19 protein-coding genes are annotated in these 25,991 nt (G+C 74.3%); 11 read left to right on the top strand and 8 right to left on the bottom strand.

Annotation, left to right across the window (positions count from 1 at the left end; translation table 11 throughout):
* The first annotated feature begins 28 nt into the window (after positions 1-28).
* Complete coding sequence (locus GBN72_RS11460; RefSeq protein ID WP_151771593.1) at positions 29-1,000, top strand: ATP-binding cassette domain-containing protein; 972 nt, start codon at positions 29-31, stop codon at positions 998-1,000.
* Positions 997-1,878 (top strand): ABC transporter permease, encoded by an 882-nt coding sequence (locus tag GBN72_RS11455; protein ID WP_151771592.1) that lies wholly within the window; start codon positions 997-999, stop codon positions 1,876-1,878. The genes GBN72_RS11460 and GBN72_RS11455 overlap by 4 nt, the downstream gene beginning before the upstream one ends.
* A 134-nt stretch (positions 1,879-2,012) precedes the next feature.
* Here GBN72_RS11455 and greA read toward each other — a convergent pair whose 3' ends face one another.
* Together greA and GBN72_RS11445 are read right to left on the bottom strand one after the other, a co-directional pair.
* Complete coding sequence (greA, locus tag GBN72_RS11450) at positions 2,013-2,510, bottom strand: transcription elongation factor GreA (RefSeq protein ID WP_151771591.1); 498 nt, start codon at positions 2,508-2,510, stop codon at positions 2,013-2,015.
* A 158-nt stretch (positions 2,511-2,668) separates the two neighbouring features.
* The gene (locus GBN72_RS11445) at positions 2,669-3,094 is read right to left on the bottom strand and encodes a DUF4307 domain-containing protein (protein ID WP_151771590.1); all 426 of its coding nucleotides are present in this window, start codon (positions 3,092-3,094) and stop codon (positions 2,669-2,671) included.
* Positions 3,095-3,259: 165 nt separating this feature from the next.
* Between GBN72_RS11445 and mca the strand changes: the two genes are divergently transcribed.
* From mca to GBN72_RS11430, 3 genes are all read left to right on the top strand, one after another.
* Positions 3,260-4,141, top strand: a complete 882-nt coding sequence (gene mca / locus GBN72_RS11440; protein WP_151771589.1) for a mycothiol conjugate amidase Mca — start codon at positions 3,260-3,262, stop codon at positions 4,139-4,141.
* On the top strand, positions 4,134-4,367 hold the full coding sequence (locus GBN72_RS11435; protein ID WP_174887115.1) for a hypothetical protein: 234 nt from the start codon (positions 4,134-4,136) through the stop codon (positions 4,365-4,367). Before mca ends, GBN72_RS11435 begins: the two co-directional genes overlap by 8 nt.
* 253 nt (positions 4,368-4,620) lie before the next feature.
* A complete protein-coding gene (locus GBN72_RS11430) occupies positions 4,621-7,794 on the top strand; it encodes an AAA family ATPase (RefSeq protein ID WP_151771587.1) in 3,174 nt (1,057 codons plus the stop codon).
* A 180-nt stretch (positions 7,795-7,974) separates the two neighbouring features.
* On the opposite strand, the gene GBN72_RS11425 is transcribed toward GBN72_RS11430, so the two are convergent.
* Positions 7,975-9,840, bottom strand: a complete 1,866-nt coding sequence (locus GBN72_RS11425; RefSeq protein ID WP_174887114.1) for a phosphoenolpyruvate carboxykinase (GTP) — start codon at positions 9,838-9,840, stop codon at positions 7,975-7,977.
* A gap of 288 nt (positions 9,841-10,128) precedes the next feature.
* Here GBN72_RS11425 and trhA point away from each other — a divergent pair, with 288 nt between their 5' ends.
* Positions 10,129-10,797: a PAQR family membrane homeostasis protein TrhA gene (gene trhA / locus GBN72_RS11420; protein WP_174887113.1), complete on the top strand. Its 669-nt coding sequence runs from the start codon at positions 10,129-10,131 to the stop codon at positions 10,795-10,797.
* 81 nt (positions 10,798-10,878) lie between these two features.
* On the top strand, positions 10,879-11,637 hold the full coding sequence (locus tag GBN72_RS11415) for a Mut7-C RNAse domain-containing protein (protein WP_151771585.1): 759 nt from the start codon (positions 10,879-10,881) through the stop codon (positions 11,635-11,637).
* 365 nt (positions 11,638-12,002) lie between these two features.
* Here GBN72_RS11415 and GBN72_RS11410 read toward each other — a convergent pair whose 3' ends face one another.
* Positions 12,003-14,060, bottom strand: a complete 2,058-nt coding sequence (locus GBN72_RS11410) for a thioredoxin domain-containing protein (RefSeq protein WP_151771584.1) — start codon at positions 14,058-14,060, stop codon at positions 12,003-12,005.
* A 217-nt stretch (positions 14,061-14,277) separates the two neighbouring features.
* Here GBN72_RS11410 and GBN72_RS11405 point away from each other — a divergent pair, with 217 nt between their 5' ends.
* Positions 14,278-15,996, top strand: coding sequence for a beta-propeller fold lactonase family protein (locus tag GBN72_RS11405; RefSeq protein WP_174887112.1), 1,719 nt, complete (start codon positions 14,278-14,280; stop codon positions 15,994-15,996).
* A 123-nt stretch (positions 15,997-16,119) separates the two neighbouring features.
* On the opposite strand, the gene GBN72_RS11400 is transcribed toward GBN72_RS11405, so the two are convergent.
* Positions 16,120-16,548: an SCO4983 family protein gene (locus tag GBN72_RS11400; RefSeq protein ID WP_151771583.1), complete on the bottom strand. Its 429-nt coding sequence runs from the start codon at positions 16,546-16,548 to the stop codon at positions 16,120-16,122.
* A gap of 84 nt (positions 16,549-16,632) precedes the next feature.
* Positions 16,633-17,844 carry a pyridoxal phosphate-dependent aminotransferase gene (locus GBN72_RS11395; protein WP_151771582.1) on the bottom strand — a complete coding sequence of 404 codons (1,212 nt, stop codon included), beginning with the start codon at positions 17,842-17,844 and terminating at the stop codon, positions 16,633-16,635.
* Between the two features lie 116 nt (positions 17,845-17,960).
* Between GBN72_RS11395 and GBN72_RS11390 the strand changes: the two genes are divergently transcribed.
* Positions 17,961-18,968: a hypothetical protein gene (locus GBN72_RS11390; RefSeq protein ID WP_151771581.1), complete on the top strand. Its 1,008-nt coding sequence runs from the start codon at positions 17,961-17,963 to the stop codon at positions 18,966-18,968.
* Between the two features lie 19 nt (positions 18,969-18,987).
* On the opposite strand, the gene GBN72_RS11385 is transcribed toward GBN72_RS11390, so the two are convergent.
* Positions 18,988-20,616: an N-acyl-D-amino-acid deacylase family protein gene (locus GBN72_RS11385; protein ID WP_151771580.1), complete on the bottom strand. Its 1,629-nt coding sequence runs from the start codon at positions 20,614-20,616 to the stop codon at positions 18,988-18,990.
* A 132-nt stretch (positions 20,617-20,748) separates the two neighbouring features.
* Positions 20,749-22,023 (bottom strand): amino acid deaminase, encoded by a 1,275-nt coding sequence (locus GBN72_RS11380; protein ID WP_151771579.1) that lies wholly within the window; start codon positions 22,021-22,023, stop codon positions 20,749-20,751.
* A gap of 100 nt (positions 22,024-22,123) precedes the next feature.
* Between GBN72_RS11380 and GBN72_RS11375 the strand changes: the two genes are divergently transcribed.
* On the top strand, positions 22,124-22,531 hold the full coding sequence (locus GBN72_RS11375) for a RidA family protein (RefSeq protein WP_151771578.1): 408 nt from the start codon (positions 22,124-22,126) through the stop codon (positions 22,529-22,531).
* Between the two features lie 1,220 nt (positions 22,532-23,751).
* Positions 23,752-25,962, top strand: coding sequence for an ATP-binding protein (locus GBN72_RS11370; RefSeq protein ID WP_151771577.1), 2,211 nt, complete (start codon positions 23,752-23,754; stop codon positions 25,960-25,962).
* Positions 25,963-25,991 lie beyond the last annotated feature (29 nt).

Below are 25,991 nucleotides of genomic sequence, written 5' to 3'. Positions count from 1 at the left end.
ATCGTTGTCGAGGTGGGCCGGAGGCGACATGCCGGGGGCCATTCGGGCCGAGGGGCTGGTGAAGACCTTCGGGGACGTGCGGGCGCTGGACGGCGTCGATCTGGACGTTCCCGAGGGGACCGTGCTGGGGCTGCTCGGTCCCAACGGCGCGGGGAAGACCACCGCTGTGCGATGCCTGACGACGCTGCTGCGGCCGGACGCCGGCAACGCCGTTGTCGCCGGGATCGACGTGCTGAAGGACCCCGACGCCGTACGGCACAGCATCGGGCTGTCGGGCCAGTTCGCCGCCGTGGACGAGTACCTCACCGGGCGGGAGAACCTGGTGATGGTGGGCCGGCTCTACCAGATGGGCCGTCGCGACGCGAAGGCCCGGGCCACCGAGCTGCTGGAGCAGTTCCACCTCACCGACGCGGCGGACCGCATCACCAAGAACTACTCCGGGGGCATGCGCCGCCGCCTCGACCTGGCCGCCGCGCTGGTGGTGCGGCCGCCGGTGATGTTCATGGACGAGCCGACCACCGGCCTCGACCCCCGCAACCGGCTCCAGCTCTGGGACGTGATCAAGGACCTGGTCTCCGGCGGTACGACGCTGCTGCTGACCACCCAGTACCTGGAGGAGGCGGACCACCTCGCCCACGACATCGCGGTCGTCGACCACGGCCGGGTGATCGCCCGCGGCACCTCCGACGAGCTGAAGGCCCGCACCGGCGGTGAACGGGTGGAGGTCATCGTCCGGGTCCGGGAGCTGATGCCGGAGGCGGCCGCCGTGCTCACCCGGGTCGGGGTCGGCGAGCTCGCCACGGAGGAGCACACCCGCAGGCTGACCGTCCCGGTGAGCGGCGGTCCCAAGCTGCTGGCCGAGGTGATCCGCGAGCTCGACGCCCGCGGTGTCGAACTGGACGACGTGGGATTGCGCCGCCCCACCCTGGACGACGTGTTCCTCTCGCTGACCGGTCACATGGCCGAGGCGGCGGCTGCCGAGGAGGAGGGGACCGCATGAGCGCCGTCGCGGAGGCGGGGACCGGAGGGGGAGGGGGGCGCCGCCCCGTCGCGGGCCGCGGGAGCGGGGTGCGGCAGTCCTGGCGCGACTCGCTGATCGTGGCGCGGCGCAACCTGATCCGGATGACCAGGATCCCCGAGATCGTCCTCTTCGGGCTCATCCAGCCGGTCATGTTCGTCGTGCTGTTCACCTACGTGTTCGGCGGGTCCCTGATGGTCGGCGGGTCGACCAGCGCCGCGGACTACCGGAACTTCCTGATGGCCGGCATCTTCGCCCAGACCGTCACCTTCGCCACCGCGGGCGCCGGCGCGGGCATCGCGGAGGACATGCACAAGGGGCTCATCGACCGCTTCCGCGCCCTGCCGATGGCCCGCGGCGCGGTGCTCACCGGGCGGACGCTGGCCGACCTCGTGCAGACGGCGCTGACCGTGCTCATCCTGGCCTCCGTCGCCCTGCTGCTGGGCTGGCGGGTCGGGACGAACGGCGACACCGACGCGTTCCGGGTGGCCGCCGGGTTCGGACTGCTGATGCTCTGCGGCTACGCCTTCACCTGGATCGGCGCGCTGATCGGCCTGTCGGTGCGCAGCCCGGAGGCGGCCACCAACGGCGGGCTGATCTGGCTCTTCCCGGTGACGTTCATCTCCAACGCGTTCGTCGACCCGTCCAACATGACGCCCTGGCTGCGGCACATCGCCGAGTGGAACCCGTTCAGCGCGATCGTGCAGGCCTGCCGGGTCCTGTGGGCCAACCCGGGACAGTCCACCTCGGACGCCTGGCCGATGCAGCACCCGGTGTGGGCGTCGCTGGCCTACTCGGTGGCGATCATCGTGATCTTCCGGACCCTGTCGGTGCGCAAGTACCGGTCCGCCACCGTGTGAGGGACGCGGGACGCCGGTCGCGGGCGCCGGACGCGGTGCGTCGTACCGCGGCGCCGCGGCAGGACGCACCGGGACCCCCGGGCCGACGCCCGGGGGTCCCGTCGTTGGATTGCGCGTCCTGCGCGTCCGGCGGCTCAGCCCTTGTACGGCTCGGCCTTCAGAATGCGCACGGAGGCCTTCTTGCCGTTCGGCAGCTCGTACTCCGCGTCCTCACCGACCGTGTGGCCGATCACGCCCTTGCCGAGCGGGGACTGCGGGGAGTACGTCTCGATCTCCTCGCTGGCGTACTCCCGGGAGGCGAGCAGGAACGTGAGGGTGTCGTCCTCGTCGCCGTCGAAGGCGACCGTGACGAGCATGCCCGGAGCGACCTCGCCGTCGGCGGCCGGCGCCTCGCCGACCTGCGCCGACTCCAGCAGCTGCTGGAGTTGCCGCACCCGGAGCTCCTGCTTGCCCTGCTCCTCCTTGGCGGCGTGGTAGCCGCCGTTCTCCCGCAGATCGCCCTCTTCGCGCGCGGCCGCGATCTTGGCGGCGATTTCGGTGCGCGCAGGACCAGTAAGGTACGCAAGCTCGTCCTTGAGCTTGTTGTACGCCTCCTGGGTGAGCCAGGTGACGTTCTCGCTGGTCTGGGTCACAGGTGCTCCTCGTCCGTACTGGGAATACAAAGCAACGCCCTACCCAGAAGAATGGTCCCTCATGGGTGGGCGAAACCACGAGCCTAACAATCGCGCCGCGAAAGTGGGAGAAGAAATGCCCGCCCGCCGACGGGCCGCCGCCGGCCGGGCGGACGCCGTCAGCCGGTGTGGCAGCCCAGCAGCTCGGCGGTGGTGCCGCGGCTGGTGGTGCGCAGGGTGACCGTCTTGAGCACGCGGGTGGAGTCCTCGTCGAAGCGGAAGTCGGCGCGGCCGACCTCGGCGCCGCTCTCGGCCTGGGAGCGGACCGTGCAGTAGCCGGTGACGCCGTCGTCCTTGAAGACCTCGAGTTCCACCCGGACCGAGTCCTCGGCGGTCCTGAAGGTGATCAGCTGACCGCTGATCTCGCTGCCGCCCACGTGGTGGAAACCGAACCAGGCGACGACGGCGACCAGCAGGACGCCCAGCACCGCGCCCACGGCCTTCAGGGTGCGGTCGGAGCCGCGGTCCCCGGCCGCGTCCGCGGCACGGCCGTAACGGCCGGCGGGCGGCTGCTGCCCGGTGGGCTGCGTGTTCGCCGTGCTCATGATCGGTCCTTCCGGGCGGGGGCGGAGGTCGGGTCCGGACCCCGGAATCAATCGTCCCCCGATTCCGTCACTATAGAAGGCGCGGATGGGCCCCACCCTCACCGGGGACCGCTCGCCCACGCGTGTGCGCCGCCCGGGCGCCGACCGATCTCTGAGGATTGAGCCTTGACCGAGCAGCTGCGACTGATGGCAGTCCACGCCCACCCCGACGACGAGTCGAGCAAGGGCGCCGCCACCATGGCCAAGTACGTGTCCGAGGGCGTGGACGTCCTCGTGGTGACCTGCACCGGCGGTGAGCGCGGTTCGATCCTGAACCCGAAGCTCCAGGGCGACAAGTACATCGAGGAGAACATCCACGAGGTCCGTCGCAAGGAGATGGACGCGGCGCGGGAGATCCTCGGCGTGAAGCAGGCATGGCTCGGCTTCGTCGACTCCGGCCTTCCCGAGGGCGACCCGCTGCCCCCGCTTCCCGACGGCTGCTTCGCGCTGGAGGACGTCGACAAGGCGGCCGGTGAGCTGGTGCGGCAGATCCGGTCCTTCCGGCCGCAGGTGATCACCACGTACGACGAGAACGGCGGCTACCCGCACCCCGACCACATCATGACCCACAAGATCACGATGGTGGCCTTCGAGGGCGCGACCGACCTGGAGAAGTACCCCGAGTCCGAGTACGGGCCGGCCTTCCAGCCGCAGAAGCTCTACTACAACCAGGGCTTCAACCGGCCGCGCACGGTGGCGCTGCATGAGGCGATGGAGGAGCGCGGGCTGGAGTCCCCCTACGGCGACTGGCTCAAGCGGTGGGACGAGATCGAGCGGGTCGAGCGCACGCTCACCACGTTCGTGCCGTGCGGGGACTTCTACGAGACGCGGGACCGGGCGCTGATCGCGCACGCCACGCAGATCGACCCCGACGGGGGCTGGTTCCGGATCCCGCTGGACCTCCAGCGGGAGATCTGGCCCACCGAGGAGTACGAGCTGGCGAAGTCGTTGGTGACGACCTCCATCCCCGAGTCGGACCTCTTCGCGGGCATCCGGGACAATGGCTGACATGAGCGCAAGCGCAAGCCTCCTGGTTCTGGCCGCGGAGGAATTCGACAAGGACAAGGTCACCCCGGGCGTGCTGGGGTTCATCGTCTTCGCCGTCATGGCGCTGGCGGTGTGGGGGCTGATGAAGTCCATGAACAAGCACATGGAGCGGGCGAAGCGGGTGGGGCTCGAGGACGAGGGCGAGGCCACGTCCTCGGCGCCGTCCGCGTCCTCCTCCAAGGAGTAGCCCGCCGCGGCGCGGGGCCGCCGCCCTCGTCCCCGCCGGGGCGTGGGCGGCGAGCCGTGCCGCGCGCGTGCTCCCGGCCCCGGCCGCTGGCCGCGCCCGTGGCGAGAAGGTGGGGTCGCGGGGCGGGGGGCGGTTTCGGCACCCGTGAGGGTGGGGGAGGAACACTGGGCGGCTTCGGGGGGCGCACGGGGGCAAAACCCCCGTTGGGGGCCCGCCGCAGGCGCACGGCATCGCCACCGGAGGGGGACCGGACATGCGCGACCCGCACCGCCAGGACGCCGCAGAGTTGCTCGACCGCACGGTCACGGAGGAGGCCCGCCGCACCGGCGCCGACCCCACCGCCCTGCTCACCCGCGCCCGTGCCGCCCTGGACACCATGGCCCGCGCCGCCCAGCCGGAGTACGACGCCTACCTCCGCGCCCTGGAGGCCGCCGCACCGGCCCACCCGACCTTCGCCCGGCGCTTCGCCCGTGAGGGCGGCCCCACCACCCTCCTGGTGGCCGGCGTGGCCGCCGCCACCGCGACCGTCGCCGACCTCGCCCTCGGCACCGGCGGCGCCGTCGCCCTCGGCGCGGGCCTGTCCGTCGGGCTGACGGCCACCGCGACCGCCGTCGTCAGAGTCACCGCCTCGCACCTGCCCGCCGCCCACCACCACGCCGGGGCGGTGCTGCAGCCCGGCGGCCCCGAGGCCCTGCGGCTGCAGTGGCTCACCGCCCTGGAACTGCGCGGCATCCGCCCCTGGCTGGAGCAGCAGCGCCGCCTCGCAGCACCGCAGCGCTCGCCGTCCGCACCGCCCCGGCTGCGCGGCAACGACAAGAGCGCCGCCGCCCGCCGCCGCGTCACACTGGAGCGCTCGTTCGACCAGTTACCGCCGGCCGACGCCCCCTTCGCGGGCCGCCGGGAGGAACTGACCGCCATCCGCCGCTGGGCGCGCGCCGCCCGCGCGGACGCCGACAGCCGCCCCACGGTGGTGGTGCTGCACGGCGTCCCCGGCTCCGGCCGCACCGCGCTCGCCGCCCGCGCCGCCCACGACCTGCGGGACGAGTACCGCGGCGCCTGTCTGGTCGACCTGCGGGGCGACTCCCCGTCCGACCCCCCGCTGCCCACCCGGCAGGCCCTGCTCCACCTCCTGAACCGGCTCGGCGCGCCACGCGAACAGCTGCTGTTCCGCGAGGGTTCCACTCCCGAGCAGCAGCTCACCCGCCTCACCGAGCTGTACCGCCGCCACCTGGCCGGACTGCCGGTGATCATGCTGCTGGACGACGCCTCCGACCCCGACCAGGTCCGCGCCCTGCTCCCGGAGCGCTCCGAGAGCCTGCTGCTGGTCACCTCCCGCACCCCGCTGGTCCTGCCGCGCGACCTGCCCGCCCGCACCCACCAGCTGGCCGTCCAGCCGCTGCCCGAGGACGACGCCCGCGAGGCCCTGGCCGCCTACACCCCGCCCGGCACCGACCGTCCCCGCGACGACGGGTCCGCCGACCGCGTCCACCGGCTGTGCGGCGGCCTCCCGCTGGCGCTGCGCGTCGCCGGCACCGCCCTCGGCGCCCGGACCCCCGCCCGGCTCGCGGAGGACCTGGACGCCTACGGGCCGGTCACCCCCGTGCAGCGCGCCCTGTGGCTGCGCTACACCGACCAGTCCGAGCAGGCCCGCCGCCTGCTGCGCCGCCTCGCCCTGGCCGGCCGTGCCTCGCTCGGCGCGGCGGCCGCCGCCTCGCTGCTGGCCACCGACGAGCAGGACGCCTGGCGCCACCTCGCCGCCCTGGCCCGCGCGGGCCTGGTCGAACCCGTCCGCGGCACCCGCTGCCGGCTGCACGACGTGGTCCGCGCCTTCGCCCAGGAGCGCCTCCAGGAGGAGGAGACCCCGGCCGAGCGCACCGCCGCGCAGGAACGCCTGATCAGCACCTACGCCCGGCTCGCCGACTCGGTGCTGCGGATGCTCGACGGCAACGTCTCCACCCGCACCGGACTGTCCTCCCCGGCCGGCGCCGCCCCGCAGGGCTTCTCCTCCCCCAAGGAGGCGCTGCGCTGGCTGGACGACGAGTCCGCCTTCATCACCGCCGCGCTGCGGCACGCCGACGGCGTGGACCGCTCGGCCGTGCACGCGCTACTGGGCGCCCTGTGCGACTACTGCCTGCTGCGCGGCGACATGTACCGGCTGGGGGAGATCAACGAGCTGGCCAGGTCCGTCGACGAGGGGCTGATGCTCCGCTCGGTGACCTGGCGCACCGGCATCGCCGCGCGGCAGATCGGCGACCTCGACAAGGCGAAGTCCACGCTCTCCTCACTGGTCGACGACTACCGGGCCTCCGCGCAGGAGGCCGACGCGGCGCGCGCCATGGGGTCGCTGGGCATCACCCTGCACCACCAGGGCAACCTGCCGGAGGCCGCCGCCAAGCTGCGTGAGGCGGTCCAGCTGCAGACCGCGCCGGAACTGGCCGCCGACCGGGCCTGGACCCTGCACGCGCTGGGCGCCGTCGAACGGGACCGGGGCAACCTCGCCGAGGCGCGGCAGCTGCTGGGGCAGTCGCTGGCGCTGCACCGGGCCGCGGAGGCGGTGCACGGCGAGGCGTGGGCCCGCTACCAGTTCGGCCAGCTGGCGCTGCGCACCGGCGACGTGGAACGCGGACGACAGGAGCTGCGGGCCGCGCTCGACCTGTACCGGCGCACCCGGGACACCCGCGGCCAGGCGTGGACCCGCACGCAGCTGGAGCGGGCCCGGCTGGCGGACGGCGAGGCGGCGGGCGCGGTCGAGGGGCTGCGCAAGGCGGTCGCCCTGCACCGGGAGATCGAGGACCTGCGCGGCGAGGCGTGGACGCTGCACTACCTGGGGCAGGCTCTGGAGGAGACCGGCGACCTCGACGAGGCGGGGCGTGAGCTGGAGCGCTCGCGGGCGCTGTTCTCCCGCATGAGGGACGTGTACGGCCTGGGCTGGGCGCGGCACCACCTGGCGCGGGTGACCCGCGACCAGCGGGCCGCGCGGGCCGGCTCACTGCGCAACTCCGGGTTCGCCCGGCAGCTGCTGGTGGACGCGCGGGTCGACTTCCGGCGGGCGGGGGTCGTGCACGGCGAGGCGTGGACCTGCCTGGAACTCGCGGTGATCGACGCGGGCAACTCCCGGGAGGAGCGGGGGCTCGCGCTGTGCGACGAGGCGGTGGGGCTGGCGGAGTCCTGCGGGGACGCGCGGGCGGAGGCGTGGGGACGCTTCCTGCGGTGCACGCTGCTGCCGTACGCGGCAGCGGGGGGCACGGAGACGGCGCAGGCGGAGCTGGCCGCGCTGGTGCCGGTGGTGAAGGACCCCCGGCTGGTGGACTGCGCGGCCACCTGGGAGCTCTTCCTGCGCCGGGGGCTGCCGGCCGGGGAGGGGTGGCCCGCCTGGCGGCTGGGGCTCACGCCGACGCGCGCGGCGCGCGAGATCCTGGGCGGCTGACCCCGCCGCCCCGGCCGTCCCGCCGCTCCGGCTGACCCCGCCGCCCCGCCGCTCCGGCCGCCGCGCCGGGCGGCGCGGGAGGGGTGCGGGAGGAGTGCGGGAGCGGCCGCGGCCGGCCAGGGCGACGTCGCAGGTCAGGGCATACGTCGGGGTGGCCGGCCGCGGGGCGTGGGGAGGGTGTCAGCCGAGCCGGTCGACCAGGGCCTCGTACTGGTCCCACAGCTCCTTCGGCGTGTGGTCGCCGAAGGTGTTCAGGTGGTCCGGGACCAGCGCCGCCTCCTGCTTCCAGACGTCCTTGTCGACGCTGAGCAGCAGGTCGAGGTCGGCCTCGGGCATGTCCAGGCCCTCCGTGTCGAAGGAGGACCTGGCGGGGAGGATGCCGATCGGCGTCCGCACGCCCTCCGCCTTGCCGTCGAGCCGGTCGACGATCCACTTCAGGACCCGGCTGTTCTCGCCGAACCCGGGCCACACGAAGCGGCCGGACTCGTCCTTGCGGAACCAGTTGACGTAGTAGATCTTCGGCAGCCCGGCCTGGCCGTCCTTGCCGGCGGCCTTGCCGACCTCGATCCAGTGGGCCATGTAGTCGCCCATGTTGTAGCCGCAGAACGGCAGCATGGCGAACGGGTCGCGCCGCAGCTCGCCGACCTTGCCCTCGGCGGCGGCCGTCTTCTCGCTGGCGACGTTGGCGCCCAGGAAGACGCCGTGGTTCCAGTCGAAGGACTCCGTCACCAGCGGCACCGCGCTGGCGCGCCGGCCGCCGAACAGGATGGCCGAGATCGGCACGCCCCTGGGGTCCTCCCACTCGGGCGCGATGATCGGGCACTGGGCGGCCGGGACGGTGAACCGGGCGTTGGGGTGGGCGGCGGGCGTGCCGGACTCCGGGGTCCAGTCGTTGCCCTTCCAGTCCGTGAGGTGGGCGGGGGCCTCCTCGGTCATGCCCTCCCACCACACGTCGCCGTCGTCGGTGAGCGCGACGTTGGTGAAGACCGCGTTGCCCCAGAGGGTCTTCATGGCGTTGGCGTTGGTGTGCTCGCCGGTGCCGGGGGCGACGCCGAAGAACCCGGCCTCCGGGTTGATGGCGTACAGGCGGCCGTCCTCGCCGAAGCGCATCCAGGCGATGTCGTCGCCGATGGTCTCCACCGTCCAGCCGCGGACCGTCGGCTCCAGCATGGCCAGGTTGGTCTTGCCGCAGGCGCTCGGGAACGCGGCGGCCACGTACTTCGACTCACCGCGCGGCGGCGTGAGCTTGAGGATCAGCATGTGCTCGGCGAGCCAGCCCTCGTCGCGCGCCATCACGGAGGCGATGCGCAGGGCGTAGCACTTCTTGCCGAGCAGCGCGTTGCCGCCGTAGCCCGAGCCGTAGGACCAGATCTCCCGGCTCTCGGGGAAGTGCGAGATGTACTTCGTGGTGTTGCACGGCCACGGCACGTCCTGCTCGCCCGGCTCCAGCGGGGCGCCCAGGGTGTGGACGGCCTTCACGAAGAAGCCGTCGTCGCCCAGCTCGTCGAGGACGGGCCGGCCCATCCGGGTCATGGTGCGCATCGAGACGGCGACGTAGGCCGAGTCGGTGATCTCCACGCCGATGGCGGAGAGGTCGGAGCCCAGCGGGCCCATGCAGAACGGGACGACGTACATCGTCCGGCCGCGCATCGAGCCGCGGAAGATGCCGCCCCGGCCGTCCTTGCCCTGGAACGTCTCCCGCATCTCGGCGGGGGCCTTCCAGTGGTTGGTGGGGCCGGCGTCCTCCTCGCGCTCCGCGCAGATGAAGGTGCGGTCCTCCACCCGGGCGACGTCGGTGGGGTCGGAGGCGGCGTAGTACGAGTTCGGGCGCTTGACCGGGTCCAGCTTCTTGAAGGTGCCCTTGCGGACGAGCTCCTCGCACAGCCGGTCGTACTCGGCCTCCGAGCCGTCGCACCAGACCACCCTGTCGGGCTGCGTCAGTTCGGCGATCTCGTCGACCCACGAGATCAGTTCGGGGTGCTGGGTGGGGGGTTCTTCCGTCGCGTCGGTGGTGACGGTCGGCGGAGCCTCGATGTCGCGCGCCACGAAATGCTCCTCATCAGGGTTGCTGCGGCTGCTGTTGTCCGGGACATGGGTGGTGCCCTTGTGGTGCGTTCGTACCGCCCCGGACGATGACGGGTGCTCATTCGGAGCGGACCTCACTCATATGATCTTCGAGGAGTAGCGCCCATCTGTCCAGGGGGGCGCACACCTGAGCGGAGTGAGCAAGCTCACTGATTGATGCGTTTGGTCTCGGGGGAGAGCACAATTGCCTGGTCGCGGGCGTTCACGCGCTCCTGGCACTCACCTGTAACTTACGGTTCCGTAGGTACGATGATTGACATGACCGCACCCTCTCTCCCGGAGCAGATCAAGCCCCGGCTGCGCGGATGGCTGCACCTGGGGATGTTCCCGGCAGCTTTGATCGCCGGACTCGTCCTCACCGCTCTCGCCGACTCCACCCGGGGACGTATCGCCTGTGGGATCTACACCCTCACGGCATGCCTTCTCTTCGGCGTGAGTGCTCTCTACCACCGGGGCAACTGGTCCCCCCGAATGGACGGCGTACTACGCCGACTGGACCACGCCAACATCTTCCTGATCATCGCCGGCACGTACACGCCGCTGACGATCCTGCTGCTGCCGGACGCCAAGGGGCAGTGGCTGCTGTGGGGCGTCTGGGCCGCCGCGGTGGCCGGCATCCTGTTCCGCGTCTTCTGGGTCGGCGCGCCGCGCTGGCTCTACACGCCCTGCTACATCGCGATGGGCTGGGCGGCGGTCTTCTTCCTGCCCGAGTTCATGCGGGCGGGCGGCGTCGCGGTGCTGGTGTGCGTGGTCGTCGGCGGGGTGCTCTACAGCGTGGGCGGCGTGATCTACGGCGTGAAGAAGCCGAACCCGTCGCCGCGGTACTTCGGGTTCCACGAGGTCTTCCACTCGTTCACGCTGGCGGCCTTCATCGTCCACTACGTGGGCATCTCGCTGGTGGCCTACCAGCACGCCTGACGCCCAGGAACTCGGCGGGTGCGCCCGGGCGGGCCGGAAAATGCTTCCGGCCCGCCCGGGCGCACGTGTCATTCTGGCCGCATGGTCGGCAGCGCGAGTGCTACGGGTTCGGGTGCGACGGGAATCCATGTGAGGGTCGCGCCGCAACTGCGGCTCTTCGTCCGCGGGGGAGAGGCGACGGCGGCGGTCGACGGGGTGTCGACGCTGGGCCACGTCGTGGAGTCGCTGGGGGTGCCGCTCACCGAGGTGGGCGAGCTGGTGGTCGACGGCCGGACGGTGCCGGTCTCCCACACCCCGACGGCCGGGGAGTCCGTCGAGGTCCGGCCGGTCCGGCCGCCGCAGGTCACGCCGGGGGCGCCGCAGGTGCCGCTGCGGTTCCTGCTGGACGTGCACCTGGGGACGCTGGCGCGGCGGCTGCGGCTGCTGGGGGTCGACGTCGCGTACGAGTCGCTCGACATCGGGGACCCGGCGCTGTCCGCCCGGTCGGCCGCCGAGCGGCGGGTCCTGCTCAGCCGGGACCGGGGACTGCTGCGGCGGCGCGAGATCTGGGCGGGGGCGTACGTGTACAGCACCCGGCCCGACGAGCAGCTGCGGGAGGTGCTGCGGCGGTTCGCCCCGCGGCTGCGGCCGTGGACGCGGTGCACGGCGTGCAACGGGGAGCTGCGGGGGGCGACGAAGGCGGACGTCGCGGACCGGCTGGAGGCGGGGACGACGCGGACGTACGAGGTGTTCGCCGAGTGCGGTGAGTGCGGGCGCGTGTACTGGAAGGGCGCCCACCACGAGCAGTTGGTCGCCATCGTCGACCGGGCGGTCGCCGAGTACGGCCCGGGCACGGGCTGACGCCCTCCGCGGCGCGGGCGCGTCGCCCGCCGCGGTGCGGGCGAGCGTTCCGCGGTGGCCCTGGCGTGCGTCCTGGTGGTGCGGGCGAGCGTTCCGCGGTGGTGCGGGCGTGCGTTCCGGTGGGTGCGGGCCGGGCGGGCGGCCGCAGTGCGGGTGTGGCGCACCCGTGGCCCGGGCGGGCGTTCCACGGTGGCCCGGGCGGGCGTTCCGCGGTGGTGGGGGCCGGGCGGGCGGCCGTGGGGCGCCCGGGCTCTCGGCTTCGCGTGCGTGCGGGGCGCGGCCCCCGGACGCGGGTCCGGGGGAGTGCCCCTCCCGCGCCTCGGCGGCCCGGCCGCCCGCGGGGGCGGTGCGGGCCGGGCGGGGTGTCAGGAGGTGCGGGCGTGGAGCGTGGTGGCCAGGTGGGCCGGGGACGTCGTGGGGGCGTCGCAGGTGAAGGCGCGGCAGACGTACGCTGCCGGGGCCCCGCCGACGAGGGGCCGGTCGGCGAGCAGCGGGAACTCCTCACTCCCCTCGGGGCCGACCGCGACGACCGCCCCCGGCGCCGCGCCGAGCAGCGCGGTCCGGTGCAGGACGCGCGTCGCGTCCGAGCCGCGGGGACCGACCACCGCCACCTCGCGCGGCCCGTCGATGCGCGCCTCGGCGACCGCGAGCCCCCACCCGACGAACCGCGGCACACGGTGGGCCAGCAGCTTCACGACCCCCAGCGCCCGCTCCGCCGCCGTGCGGTGCGCCTCGGACCCGGTGTGCGCCGCGTACGACAGGAGCGCCCCCGCCGCCGCCGTCCACCCCGAGGGCGCCGCGTTGTCCGTGGGGTCCTGCGGCCGCCGGAACAACCGCTCCGCGTCCGCCGCCGTGTCGTACAGCGCGCCGCTCGCGGGGTCGGTGAACCGCTCCCGGACGTGGCCGAGGAGCAGCCCGGCGAACTCCAGCCAGACGCCCTCCCCGGTGACCCCGGCCAGTGTGATCAGGCCCTCCGCGACGTCGCCGTAGTCCTCCAGCACGCCCGCGTTGGCGCCGGCCCGGCCGTCCCGGCTGGTCCGGGCGAGCCCCGCGTGCTCGTCCATGTGGACCCGCACCAGCAGGTCGGCCGCGGCCACCGCCGCCTCCACCAGGTCCGGCCGGTCGAAGTACGCGCCGGTCTCGGCGAGCGCGGCGATCGCCAGCCCGTTCCACGCCGCGACCACCTTGTCGTCCCGCCCCGGCGCGGGCCGTTCCTCGCGCGCCTCGTACAGGCGCCGCCGGATGCCCTCGATCCGCTCGGCGTCGAAGACGCCGCCCTCCTCGTCGGAGCGCTGCGGGAGCTGCAGCACCGAGGCGCCCTCCTCGAAGGTGCCCTCGGCGGTCACCCCGAAGTGGCGGGCGGCCAGTTCGGCGTCCTTCTCGCCGAGCACCTCGGCCAGCTGCGCGGGCGTCCACACGTAGTACGCGCCCTCGACGTGCCGGCCACTGCCGTCGTCGCTGTCCGCGTCCAGCGCGGAGGCGAACCCGCCCTCGGCGGTGCGTAGTTCACGCACCATGAAGCCGGCCGTCTCCAGCGCGACCCGGCGGGCCAGCTCCGAGCCGGTGGACCGCCACAGGTGGGCGTAGACGCGGCACAGCAGGGCGTTGTCGTACAGCATCTTCTCGAAGTGCGGCACCACCCAGTCCCGGTCCACCGAGTACCGGGCGAAGCCGCCGCCGAGCTGGTCGTACAGACCGCCCCGCGCCATCCGCTCGCACGTGTCGGCGGCCATCTGCAGCGCGCCCTCGGAGCCGGTGCGGGTGTGATGGCGGAGCAGGAACTCCAGGACCATGGACGGCGGGAACTTCGGCGCGCCGCCGAACCCGCCGCGGGCCGGGTCGTACTCGCGGGTGAGGCCCAGCAGCGCCGACGCCATCTCCGCCTCACCCGGCGCGACGTCACCGGCGTCGGCGTACGGCAGTTCCCGCTCGGCCAGGTCCCGCACGATCTTCCCGGCCACCTCGGTCACCTCCTCCCGCCGCTCCGCCCAGGCCGCGTGGACGCCCTGGAGCACCTGGAGGAACCCTGGCATGCCGTGGCGCGGGGCTGGTGGGAAGTAGGTCCCGAAGTAGAAGGGTTCCCGGTCCGGTGTGAGGAAGACCGTCATCGGCCAGCCGCCCTGGCCGGTCGCGGCCTGCACCGCCTCCATGTACACGGCGTCCACGTCCGGCCGTTCCTCGCGGTCCACCTTGACGGAGACGAAGTGCTCGTTGAGGTAGGCGGCGGTGGCGCTGTCCTCGAAGGACTCGTGCGCCATCACATGACACCAGTGGCAGCTGGAGTACCCGACGCTCAGCAGCACCGGCACGTCACGCCGCCGTGCCTCGTCGAAGGCGGCGGGCTCCCATTCCCACCAGTCGACGGGGTTGTCGGCGTGCTGGAGAAGATACGGGGACGTGGCCTGCGCAAGTCGGTTCGCCATGCCTACATCCTGTCGTACGACGCGCGCCCACGGGCGGTACAAGGCTCGAGCGGGAGTCGGATCCTGGATCACGGTTGTTACGAAAACGCCTTGCGGGCAACCTGTTGACGGCGCTTTCATGTGTTGCATGTGAGCGGCACCGTGTGGTGTCGCACTCCAACACCACCCGTGGGGGGCGCAGTTGCGTAGGTACGGAGCACGAACAGGCGGCAGAGCGGTGACGGTTCTGCTGGCCGCCGCCATGGCGGGAGCCGGTCTCACGGCCACGGCGGGACCGGCGGCGGGGGCGGAGGAGCCGCCCGGCGGCACCGTGGTCGAACTGCCGGTCTCGTCCTTCTCGCGGTTCACCGTGGACCCGGCCAACCAGCGGGTCTGGATCGTCGACGAGAACGCCGCCGGCGACGGGGGCACCATCCTGGGCTACGACTTCGACGGCGTCCTGCGGGCGCAGCGGCAGACCGAGGGCCGGGTCTCCGGCATCGCGGTGGAGCCGGACGGGTCCCGGATCCACGTCGGGCAGCGCGACTCGATCCAGAGCTACGACGCGGACCTCGCACCGCTGGGGTCGACCCCGGCGCCGGTGGACGACTGCGGCCGCGACATGGTCCACACCGGCGGGCTGCTGTTCTTCACGAGCCAGGAGGGTGCCTCGCCGCAGGAGTGCGCGGCGGCGATGGGCACCATCCACGCCACCGAGGCCGACGGGACGGCCCCGCAGATCATCATGTACACCAGCTCCGCCAACCACCTGGAGGCCGGCCCCGGCGGCATGCTGCTGACCGCCCCGGAGCGCAGTTCACCGGACGACGACCCCAACATCGGCCTCTACCGGGCCGGGCACGACGACCCGGAGAGCGGCCTGCTGGAGTTCCTCGGGGAGACCTGGCTCGGGAGCGACGGCACCGGTCAGGGCGGCCTCGACTTCCGCGACGCCGCCTTCTCGCCGGACGGCTCCACCCTCGCGTTCGCCGACGCGGGCCGGGGCACCGTGTTGCTCGGTACGCCCGGCCTCGCCGTCCGGGAGAACCCCTACACGCCGCTGCCCGAGGGCGCCGAGCCCACGGCCGTGACTTTCAGCGGCGACGGCAAGTGGCTCGCGCGCGGCGCCGCGGCCTCCGGCGACACCCCAGACCTCACCCTGGAGCCCGCCGACCCGGCGGACACCCGCCCGCCGGTGGAGACGGTCTTCGAGGGCGCGGCCACCGGCGACCGGGTGGTGCCGCGCGGCGTCGAGTTCTCGCCGGACGGCCGCACCCTGTTCGTGGTGACCGCCGACGCGGCGGGCACCGCCTACCGGCTGCACGTGCTGCCCGCCCCGGACGGCCTGTCCGCCTCCCGGTTCGCGGAGGGCACGGCCTACGAGCCGGACCCCGCGGTCGCCGGCGAGCAGCTGACGCTGCGCGGCCGGCTGGAGCTGGACGGCCCCGCCCCGGCCACCACGCCGCGGGTCGAGGTGGTGCGCGAGGACGCGGACGGCGTGCACACCCTGGAGCCCGTCACGGTCGGCGAGGACGGGACGTTCACCGTGCGTGACGTGCCGGGCCTGGTGGGCGAGGCCGCCTACCGGTTCCGCTACGCGGGCGACAGCCTGCACCGCCCGGCCGAGGACGCGCTGATCACCGTGCCGGTGGTCAAGGCGGCCACGGCGCTGGCGCTCACCGCGCCGCAGGAGGCGACCCGGCGGGGCGGGGTGAAGATCACCGGCACGCTCGAGGTCCGGGGCGCGCCGCTCGGCCCGCCCGCCGTGCTGACCGTGACCGCCACCGACCGGGACGGCACCGTGCGTCTGGCCCCCGTGACGGTCGCGGCCGACGGGACCTTCACGGTCACGCACACGCCGCGCGCCCGGGGAAACGTGACCTACGCGGTCGGCTGGCCGGGTGACGGCCTGCACGAGGGGGCCGAGGCCTCGGCCACGGTGTACGTGCGGCGCTGAGCCGCGGAACGCCCGGGCCCGGCGACGCGCGACGCGTCGCCGGGCCCCGGCGTTTCCACAGGTCGTGGCGCCCGGTCCGCGCCGCTTCGTGGCAAGGCGCGGACCGGGGCCGTCGGGGGAGCCTCAGCAGTGGCTCAGGGGGCGCTCGGCGGCCTCGGTGTGGGCCTCCATGCGCTCGGCGGCGAGGATGGCCGCGCGGGTGTCGGCCCGCGACGCGGCGACCACCAGCGCGCGGCCCGCCAGGTCGTACGCCCGGCGGTGCAGCGCGGTGACGCGGGGGCCCCGATCGTCGCCCGCCACCTGCTCCTGGACGGCCGCTCGGGCCGGGACCGCGCCGCCGCGGAGCCGGGTCACCTGCTGGGCGAGCTGTTCGGCGGCCTCGTCGAGCCCCTCGCAGGGCGCCTGGGAGCGGAGCTCGTCGGTCACCGCGAGCAGCGCCGCCAGGTGGCCGGCCAGCTGGAACTCGAGCTCCGCCTCACGGGACCGGCGGGGCACGTCCGAGCCGGTGCCGGCCATGCTGTGGACCGACTTGCCGCGGATCGGTTCGTACATGGGATGGCCTCCTGTGCTCTGGCAGGAAGTCATCTTACATTGGAATGAGTCTAAAGTTATCCGTTGTCGTTGAAGTGTGGCCGTCTAGACCTGACGGTAGCCCTCCAGGAACCGGCCGATGCGTCCGACGGCGTCCCGCAGGTCGGTGACCGAGGGCAGCGTGACGATGCGGAAGTGGTCGGTGTCGGGCCAGTTGAAGCCGGTGCCGTGGACGACCATGATCTTCTCGCTGCGGAGCAGGTCGAGGACCATCCGCCGGTCGTCCTTGATCGGGTAGACCTTCGGGTCCAGGCGCGGGAAGAGGTACAGGGCGCCCTTGGGCTTGACGCAGGTGACGCCGGGGATCTGGGTCAGCAGTTCGTGCGCGACGTCGCGCTGCTCGCGCAGGCGGCCGCCGGGCAGGACGAGGTCCGTGATCGACTGCCGGCCGGCGAGCGCGGCGACCACACCGTGCTGGCCCGGCATGTTGGCGCACAGGCGCATGTTGGCGAGGACGTTGAGGCCCTCGATGTAGGAGTCGGCGTGCGCCCTGGGGCCGGAGATCGCCATCCAGCCCACCCGGTAGCCCGCCACCCGGTACGCCTTGGACATGCCGTTGAAGGTGAGGGTCAGCAGGTCGGGGGCGATCGCGGCGGTGGGGGTGTGGGTGGCGTCCTCGTAGAGGATCTTGTCGTAGATCTCGTCCGAGCAGACCAGCAGGTTGTGCCGGCGGGCGATGTCGGTGAGGCCGCGCAGCAGGTCGTCGCTGTAGACGGCGCCGGTCGGGTTGTTCGGGTTGATGATCACGATCGCCTTGGTGCGGTCGGTGATCCTCGACTCGACGTCGGCGAGGTCGGGCATCCAGTCGGACTGCTCGTCGCAGACGTAGTGGACCGGGGTGCCGCCGGCGAGGGAGACCGCCGCCGTCCACAGCGGGTAGTCCGGGGCGGGGACCAGGACCTCGTCGCCGTTGTCCAGCAGGCCCTGCATGGCCATCACGATCAGCTCGGAGACGCCGTTGCCGATGAAGACGTGCTCGACGTCGGTCTCGATGCCCAGGGTCTGGTTGTGCATCACCACCGCGCGCCGCGCGGCCAGCAGGCCCTTGGCGTCGCCGTAGCCGTGCGCGGTGCCGACGTTGCGGAGTATGTCCTCGAGGATCTCCGGCGGGCACTCGAACCCGAACGCCGCCGGATTGCCGGTGTTGAGCTTGAGGATGCGGTGACCGGCCGCCTCCAGCCGGGTCGCCTCCTCGAGCACCGGGCCCCGGATCTCGTAACAGACGTTGGCGAGCTTCGACGACTGGATCACCTGCATGACGTGAGCTTACGGCGATACGTCCCGGGCCGCCTCGTGTTCTCCGCCACGTCGGGTGGCCCCGTCGGGGGCTCCGGGTGTGGCCTGCGCCACGCCGGTCTTTACAATTCGCACCCATGTCCACCACCCCCGCACACGGGCCGGGCGCGCACGGCGCACCGGAGCCGCCGGCCCACCCTCCGACAGGGGTGGCCGCCCCCTCCACCGCACGGCCCGGCGCGGGGGGCGAGGAGGCCACGCGCGAACTGCCGGTGGTGACGGACGGCCCCGCCGGGGCGGAGGCCGGTGCGCCCGGGACGCCGCCGTACCCGTACGGGGCGCCGTACGCCGACCGGGCCGCTCCCTACGGCGGAACGGCACCGTACGCGGGTCAGCCGCAGCCGTACGCGGCCCCGTCCCTCCAGGGGAGTCCCTACCCGGGCGGTCCGTCCCAGGAAGGCTCCTTCCACGCCGACGGCGGCCACGGTAATGACGTCCCTGCCGACGGCGTCCCTGCCGACGACGTCCACGGTGACGCCTCCCCTCACGAGGCCTTCCCCGGGTACGCCGCTCCGGCCTGGGACGGCACCGCCGCGGCCGCCGGGGCCGCTCCCGTCCCGGCCGGCCGGGCGGCGGCGCGGGAGGCCGCCCGGGCCGCGGCCCGGCGCGGTGCGCGCGGGCGCTGGACCCGGAGCCGTCAGACGCTGATGGCGGCCGGTGTGGGCGTGGTCGGGGTCGGGGCGCTGACCGTGCTCGGGGCGGCGCTGATCGGCGGGTCGGACGAACCGGCCGAGGGCGGAGGGCGCCGTGCCCCCGCCGGGCCGGGGATCTCGGTGGGGGACCTCTCCGACCCCGGGGCGGTGCCGTCCGTGGGCGTGCCGGATCCGGGGACGGCGGAACCGGCCGACCGGCCGGCCGGGGGGACGAGCGCGCCCGCGCCCTCACCCACCCGCGAGCCGTCCCCGGCCCCGTCGCCCAGCAGGAGCGCGCGGCCGGACGCCTCTCCCTCCGTCTCACCCGGGTGGCCCTCCGGCGACGACGACACCGGTGACGACGGTGACGAAGGTGACGACAGCGACAGCGACGACGACGGCAACGGCGGACGCGGCAACGGCTGGGGCAACGGCACCCGGCGCCCCCACTGACCCGTCGGCCACCGGCCCGTCAGCGGCGCGACCGCACCGTCCGTCCCGCCAGGACGCCGGTGCGGTGGCCGTCCTCGACGGCGAAGCGGCCGTTCACCAGGACGTAGGGGATGCCGACGGGCGGCGTCCGGGGCAGGGCGAACGTCGCGCCCGCGGCGACGGTGGCCGGATCGAACAGCACCAGATCGGCCCGGTGGCCCTCGCGGACCAGACCGCGGTCGGTGAGGCCCAGCCGGGCGGCCGGCCGCCCGGTGAGGTGGGCGACGCACTCCTCCAGCGTCAGCACTCCCAGCTCCCGCACGTACGTGCCGAGGTAGCGGGGGAACGTGCCGTACGCCCGGGGATGCGGCTTGGCGCCGCGCAGGATCCCGTCGGAGCCCCCGGTGTGCGTCCGGTGCCTCATCAGCGCGCGGACGTTCTCCTCGTGGCCGACGTGCTGGAGGATCGTCGCGCCGAGCCGGTCGGCCAGCAGCAGGCCGCGGGCCGTCTCCCAGGGGGAGCTTCCCGACGCGTCCGCCAGTTCGGCGACCGTGCGGCCCACCGCGCCGCCGAGCGAGGCGTCGACCACGCCCGAGATCTCCACCGTGGACCACTCCACCGGCACCCCGTGGCAGCCGTCCGAGCCGGTCACCTCCAGGTCGTGCCGGATGCGCTCCGCCGTGGTGTCGTCCCGCAGCCGCTCCAGGATCGCCTCGGGGCCGCCCTCGCTCGCCCAGCCGGGCAGCAGCGCGGCCAGGGTGGTGGCGCCCGGCGTGTACGGATAGGTGTCCAGGGACAGGTCGCAGCCACCGTCCAGCGCCTCGTCCAGCAGCGCCAGGAGTTCGCCCGAACGGCCGCGGTTCTCGGCGAAGTTGAGGGTGGCGTGGGCCAGGTGCAGGGCGCAGCCCGCGTCCTGGGCGATGCCGATCACCTCGCGGTAGGCGTCCAGCGCGCCGGCGCCGTAGGAGCGGTGGTGCGGGCAGTAGTAGCCGCCCGACTCCGCCACCACGCGGCACAGCTCGGTCAGTTCCGCGCGGTCCGCGTACATGCCCGGCGGGTACGTCAGCCCGGACGACATGCCCACCGCGCCCTCCCGCAGCCCGGCCGCGACCAGCTCCCGCATCCGGTCCAGTTCCACGGCGGTCGGCGGGCGGTTCTCCCAGCCCATCGCCAGCATCCGGACCGTGCCCTGCGGCACCAGGTAGGCGGCGTTGACGGCCATGCCCTCGCCGCCGACGCCCTGGTCCAGACGGTCCAGGTACTCGCCGACCGAGCGCCAGGTGAAGTCCACGTCGTCACCCGGCCCGTTCCACCCGGCGACGGCCTGACGCACCTCGGCGAGGGTGCGGTCGTCGACCGGCGCGTAGGAGAGACCGTCCTGGCCCAGGACCTCCAGGGTGACCCCCTGCGCCAGCTTGGCGGAGTGGTCCGGGTCGGTCAGCAGCGCCAGGTCGCTGTGGGAGTGCATGTCCACGAACCCCGGCGCCAGGGCGAGCCCCTCGGCGTCCAGAACGCGGGTGCCCACGGGGCGCTGGCATCCGGCCGCGGCGGCCTCGCGGACGACCTGGACGATCCTGCCGTCCTTGACCGCCACGTCGGCCCGGTAGGACGGCCCGCCGGAGCCGTCCACCACCTCGGCGTCCCGTACGACCAGATCGGCGAGATGCATGACGGCTCCCGGTGTCCCCATGGCGCTGCGCCGCCGGTGCCGGCGGGGAACCGGCGGTGGATCGGCGGCGAACGGTCGGTCAGAAGGCGAATCGGTCAGAAGGCGAACGGTCGGTCAGAAGCGAAAGGCCGGTCAGAAGAAGGTGCGGATGTAGTCCACCACCGTGCCGTCCGGCTCGACCAGAGGGATCAGCTGCCATTTGTCGAAGACGGTGCACGGGTGCGAGAGCCCCATGCCCACCCAGTCGCCGACCTCCAGGTCCGCTCCCGGGGCGGTCTCCAGCCAGGCGTGCTGGTCGGAGAGCTTGGTGACGGTGATCCCGTCCGCCGGACGCTCCCCCTCGCCCCGGCGCACCACCTGCGCCTCGGGCATCCCCAGGTCGTAGGCGGCGTCACGCTTCCCGGCGTTCACGAAGGCCTGCCCGGCGGCGGGGCGGGAGACCACCTGGGCCCACAGCCGGAACGCGGGCTCCAGCGCGCCCTCCTCGGGGATCCGGGTGAACGGCGTGACCGACCGGTAGTGGCCGTCGTCGTGCGAGACGTAGGCGCCCGAGCGCAGCAGCTTCAGCGCGGGCAGGCTGAGCGGGGGCAGGTCCGCGAAGACCTCGGCGACCGTGTCGAACCAGGCGCTGCCGCCGGCGCTGACCACGATCTCCTCCAGGCCGGTGCCGTTGAACAGACCCGCGCCGTCCAGCTTGGCGGCCAGCTCCACCAGCCGGACCAGCCAGGCGCGGACCCGCTCCGGCGTGGCGTCCGGGACCTCGCCCTCGTATCCCGCCACGCCCGCCAGCCGCAGCGACGGCGCCGCGGCCACCGCCTCGGCGACGGCCACGCAGTCGGCCTCGGTGCGCGCGCCGGTCCGGGCGCCGTCCCCGGCGGCCAGCTCCACCACCACGTCCACGGGCCGCCGGCCGGCCTCGCCCAGGGCTGCGCCCATCAGCTCCACACCGCGCACCGAGTCGGCGTAGCAGATGATCCGGAAGGCCGGGTCGGCGTTCAGCTCGGACGCGATCCAGCGCAGGGCGGCCGGGTCGACCAGTTCGTTGGCCAGGAAGATCCGCCGCACCCCGAAGGCCCGCGCCACCCGCACCTGGTGCGGCACGGCCAGGGTGATGCCCCAGGCGCCGTGGTCCAGCTGGTCCTGGAACAGGCGCGGGGCCATGGTCGTCTTGCCGTGCGGGGCGAACGCCAGGCCGTGACGCTCGGTGTACGTCTCCATCAGCCGCAGGTTGTGCCGCAGCCGCTCCGCGGAGAGGGTCAGCACCGGGGTGGTGAAGCCGCCGGTGAACAGGCTCCGCCGCTGGGCGGCCAGTTCGCCCACGGTCAGGCCGTCCGCGTCCGTCGGCAGACCCTTGAACCGGTGGTCGATCCGCTCCCCGGCGAGACGGTTGACGGCATCCGCGGACATTCGGCCTCCTGTGCGCTGCGTGATCCGGGCTGCTTCACTCTCCCATGCCGCGCTGTTCCCCGGCACGGCCGCCGTCCACGACCAACCGGAGTGTTCACCCATGACGCAGAAGACCGCACTGACCCCCAGCACCCACACCACCCCGCCCGCGGCCTTCTCGCACGGGCTGCGCAAGGGGAACATCCTCCAGGTGGCCGGACAGGTCGGCTTCCTGCCCGCCGAGGAGGGCAGGCCGGCCACGCCGGCCGGGCCGACGCTGCGCGAGCAGACCCTGCAGACCCTCGCCAACGTCAAGGCCGTGCTGGACGAGGGCGGCGCGCACTGGGACGACGTGATGATGCTCCGCGTCTACCTCACCGACGTGGACCACTTCGCGGAGCTGAACGAGATCTGGAACGCCTACTTCGCCGAGCACCTCACCCAGCCCCCGGCCTGCCGCACCACCGTCTACGTGGGGCTCCCGCCGGGCCTGCTGATCGAGATCGACGCGCTCGCCGTCCTGGACTGACGGGCGGTCCGGTCTCCGCCGGGCCGCGCCGACGCGGCCCGGCGGAGACGGCTCCTTCGCAAGGACGCCTCCATGATGGCCCCCATGTTCCCCCGGGCGTCCGCGCGAAGGAGGACCGGCACTCGGCGTCCCCCGACACCGGCGAGCGCGGCCGGGGCCCATCCTGTCGCCTCGTCACGTTGACCACGCGCCCTCGTCCCCTCACTGGACAATCTCCGGTCAACGTGAGATCAAAGCCAGCATCGCCGAGTGGCCGGGGGGTCGCACACGTCATGGGACGCCGGGAGAAGCCGATCGAGCCCGGACAGGGGGAGGTGGCCGATTTCGCGGCCGACCTCCGTACGCTCCGGCGGCGCACCGGCAACGTGCCGTACCGCGAACTCGCCTCCCGGGTGCCCTACTCGGCGTCGAGCCTCTCCGCCGCGGCCTCCGGGCACCGGCTGCCGGCCTGGCCGGTGGTCGCCGCCTATCTGGAGGCCTGCGGGGCGAACAACGCGGCGGAGTGGTACCGCCGCTGGCGTCGGGCGGCGGGACTGCCGCCGGAACCGGCCGCCGGGCCGGCGCACCCGTCGCCGCCCGCGCCGCCGTCCTGGCCGCCCGGGCCGCCCGGGCCGCCCGGGGGGCCGGCCGCGGGGCCGGCGCCCGCACCGGCGTCCGGTCCGGACCCCGCGCCGCCTCCCGGGCCCCTTGCCGCGCCGCCTCCCGGGGTCCTCGGCTCGCCGCCCCGCGGAACTTCTGGCGTGCCGCCCCGCGGGACGGGGCACGGTGCGCGTGCCGCCGTGCCGTCGGCCGGGAACGGTGCCGCCGCGCCACCGCACGGGGCGGACACCTGGGTGTCGCCCGGGCCGGAACTCGGGCCGGAACCCGGGCCACGGCCCGGGGGCGGCGGGCACGGGGCCGGGACGTCACGCGGCCCGGGGGCGCCGGTGGCCCCGCCGTCCGTGGAGGGCTCCCGGTCCCTCCACGGGCAGGGCGTGGGGCCTTCGCCCGGGTGGAGCGGCGGAGCCGGGTGGGGCGCGGCCCCGGGGCGCCCGGCCGGAAGCGGCGGCCGGCCGTCGCCCGGGACGCGGGGCGGGGCGGACGCCGGGCCGGGCGCCGGGACCTCCCACGGACCGCCCCGGACGGCGTACGGTCCCGCGGCGGGGAGTGCCGAGGGCGGTGCCCGGGCACCTCGCGGGGTACCGGACCCGCCCACCCGCTTCGTCGGCCGCGCCCGTGAGGTGGAGGACGTCAGCCGGCTGCTCGCCGAGCACCGCCTGCTCACCCTCACCGGCGTCGGTGGCGTCGGCAAGACCCGCCTCGCCCAGCGTGCCGCCCGCACCGCCGGGCTGCTGATGCGGGACGGCGCCTGCTGGGTGGAGCTCGCCGAGGTCACCAGCCCCGACGTCCTGCCGTACGCGGTCGTCGAGGGACTCGGCCTCGCCCCCGTGCCGCCGCACCTCACGCCCACGGACCACCTGATCGGCGCCCTGCACCACCGCGAGGTCCTCCTGGTGCTCGACAACTGCGAGCACCTGGCCGCCGCCTGCGCCCAGCTGTCCCACCTGCTGCTCGACCGCACCACCGGCGTACGGCTGCTCACCACCAGCCGGCTGCCGCTCGGCCCGGGCGCCGAACGGCTCTACGTGGTGCCGCCGCTCCCCGAGGACGCCTCGCTGGCGCTGCTCACCGACCGTGCCGCCCTGCTCTCCGAGGCGTCCTGGTCGCGGGACGACCTCGCGCACGCCCGCGCCGTCATCCGCAGGCTCGACGGGCTGCCGCTGGCCATCGAGTTCGCCGCCCGGCGGCTGCGCGCCCTCTCCCCGGGCCAACTCCTCGACCGGCTCGACGAACGCCTGCCACTGCTCAGCAAGGGCGACCCGGTGGCCCCCGAACGGCACCGGTCGCTGCGCGCCATGCTGGACTGGAGCCACCAGCTGTGCACCCCCGCCCAGCAGCGACTCTGGGCCCGGCTGTCGGTGTTCGCCGGCTCCATCTCGCTGGACGCCGCGCACGCCGTCCGGGAGGACGCCCCCGGGACGGCCGGCCCGGAGGCGCCGGGTCAGGCCTCGGCGGACGCGGGGACGGCGCATCCGGGAGCGGCGCATCGGGGGACGGCGCATCCGGGGGCGGAGGGCCCTGGGAAGGAAGGCCCTGGGAAGGAGGACGCCGGGAAGGAGGACGCCGGGAAGGAAGGCCGTGCGACCGGCGGAAGGACCGGCCCCGAGGAACTGCTGGACGCCGTCGACGGGCTGATCGACCACTCCCTGCTGCTCACCGAGCCCGGCGACGGCGCCGGCCGCCGCTACACCATGCTGGAGACGGTCCGCGAGTACGGCCGCGACCAACTGGCGCGCGGCGGAGGGCTCGAGGACGCCCGCACCCGGCACCTGATGTGGTTCCGGGACCGGGTCCTCGACGTCCACGACCGGTGGGCCGGCCCCGGGCAGGCCGAACTGCTGGAGCGGCTCCGCCACGACCTGCCCAACATCCGCCACGCCATGGAGTACGGGCTGCGCGAGGGAGCCGGGCCCGCGCAGACGCACGCCGCCCTCGACATCGCCCGCGGCCTCCAGTGGTACTGGACGGCCACCGGGACCGCCGGCGAGGGCACCGACCGGCTGCGCCGCGCCCTGGCGGCCACCGCGCCCGCGGACGACGACCCGGTGGTCCACGCCGCGCGGACCCGCGCCATGGCGGCCTGCGCCTTCCTCAGCGTCTTCCCCGCCGACCTGGACACGGCCGGGAGGATGGCCGACGAGGCCATAGCGCGCGCCCTCGCCGACGGGGACCGGGGCGCGGCCGGCTGGGCCGACCTGGTGCGCGGGCTGGCCGCCGAGACGAGTGGCCGGCCGGACGCCGCCCTGGCCCACCTGAGGGCGTCGCTCGAGCACTTCGAGGCGGCCGGCGAGGCGTACGGCGAGCAGCAGCTGCTGAGCATCCTCGGCAGCACGCTGTGGGCGGTGGGCCGGCTGGAGGAGTCCGCCCTCTGCGTGGAGCGCGGCATGCGCGTCGCCGTGGCGCTGGGGGAGACCTGGCACCGGCCCTACCTCGACTGGGTGATGTCCCTGGTCCGCATCACCGAACGGCGGCTGACCGGGCCCGACGGCGCACTGGCGCGCGCCCGGGCGGTCCTGGTCCCGCAGCGGGTGTTCGCCGATCCGCGCGCCCTCGCCCTCGGCCACGACGCCCTGGCGCACTGTGCCTGGCTGCTCGGCCGCCACCGCGACGCCGCCCGCCTGTTCGGCGCCTCGGAGGCGTGCTGGCCACGCGAGGAGACCCAGATCGTCTCCTACCGGCTGGATCCCCTCGGCACCGAGCGGTGCGAGGCGGACCTGCGGGAGGTGCTGGGGGAGGAGGGGTGCGCCCTGGCCCGGTCCGAAGGCGCCGGGGCGCCGCCGGAGGAGGCGCTGGAGTGGGCCATCCGATTCGCCGTGGATGTCGGTACGTGAGGGGCCGGTACCGGCCATTGCTCGGTAAC

Origin of the sequence: Streptomyces abyssomicinicus (genome assembly GCF_008974245.1) — a bacterium.
Taxonomy (GTDB): domain Bacteria; phylum Actinomycetota; class Actinomycetes; order Streptomycetales; family Streptomycetaceae; genus Streptomyces; species Streptomyces abyssomicinicus.
This window is presented reverse-complemented; position numbering and strand designations above follow the sequence as displayed.

What these genes read in the sequence shown, in the direction of transcription:
- GBN72_RS11460 (WP_151771593.1), top strand. Translation starts at nt 29, where the DNA reads ATGCCGGGGGCCATTCGGGCCGAGGGGCTGGTGAAGACCTTCGGGGAC.
- GBN72_RS11400 (WP_151771583.1), bottom strand. Translation starts at nt 16,548, where the DNA reads ATGTACGAACCGATCCGCGGCAAGTCGGTCCACAGCATGGCCGGCACC.
- GBN72_RS11430 (WP_151771587.1), top strand. Translation starts at nt 4,621, where the DNA reads ATGCGCGACCCGCACCGCCAGGACGCCGCAGAGTTGCTCGACCGCACG.
- trhA (WP_174887113.1), top strand. Translation starts at nt 10,129, where the DNA reads ATGATTGACATGACCGCACCCTCTCTCCCGGAGCAGATCAAGCCCCGG.
- GBN72_RS11395 (WP_151771582.1), bottom strand. Translation starts at nt 17,844, where the DNA reads ATGCAGGTGATCCAGTCGTCGAAGCTCGCCAACGTCTGTTACGAGATC.
- GBN72_RS11375 (WP_151771578.1), top strand. Translation starts at nt 22,124, where the DNA reads ATGACGCAGAAGACCGCACTGACCCCCAGCACCCACACCACCCCGCCC.
- GBN72_RS11445 (WP_151771590.1), bottom strand. Translation starts at nt 3,094, where the DNA reads ATGAGCACGGCGAACACGCAGCCCACCGGGCAGCAGCCGCCCGCCGGC.
- GBN72_RS11415 (WP_151771585.1), top strand. Translation starts at nt 10,879, where the DNA reads ATGGTCGGCAGCGCGAGTGCTACGGGTTCGGGTGCGACGGGAATCCAT.
- GBN72_RS11385 (WP_151771580.1), bottom strand. Translation starts at nt 20,616, where the DNA reads ATGCATCTCGCCGATCTGGTCGTACGGGACGCCGAGGTGGTGGACGGC.
- GBN72_RS11455 (WP_151771592.1), top strand. Translation starts at nt 997, where the DNA reads ATGAGCGCCGTCGCGGAGGCGGGGACCGGAGGGGGAGGGGGGCGCCGC.
- GBN72_RS11380 (WP_151771579.1), bottom strand. Translation starts at nt 22,023, where the DNA reads ATGTCCGCGGATGCCGTCAACCGTCTCGCCGGGGAGCGGATCGACCAC.
- GBN72_RS11410 (WP_151771584.1), bottom strand. Translation starts at nt 14,060, where the DNA reads ATGGCGAACCGACTTGCGCAGGCCACGTCCCCGTATCTTCTCCAGCAC.
- GBN72_RS11435 (WP_174887115.1), top strand. Translation starts at nt 4,134, where the DNA reads ATGGCTGACATGAGCGCAAGCGCAAGCCTCCTGGTTCTGGCCGCGGAG.
- GBN72_RS11390 (WP_151771581.1), top strand. Translation starts at nt 17,961, where the DNA reads ATGTCCACCACCCCCGCACACGGGCCGGGCGCGCACGGCGCACCGGAG.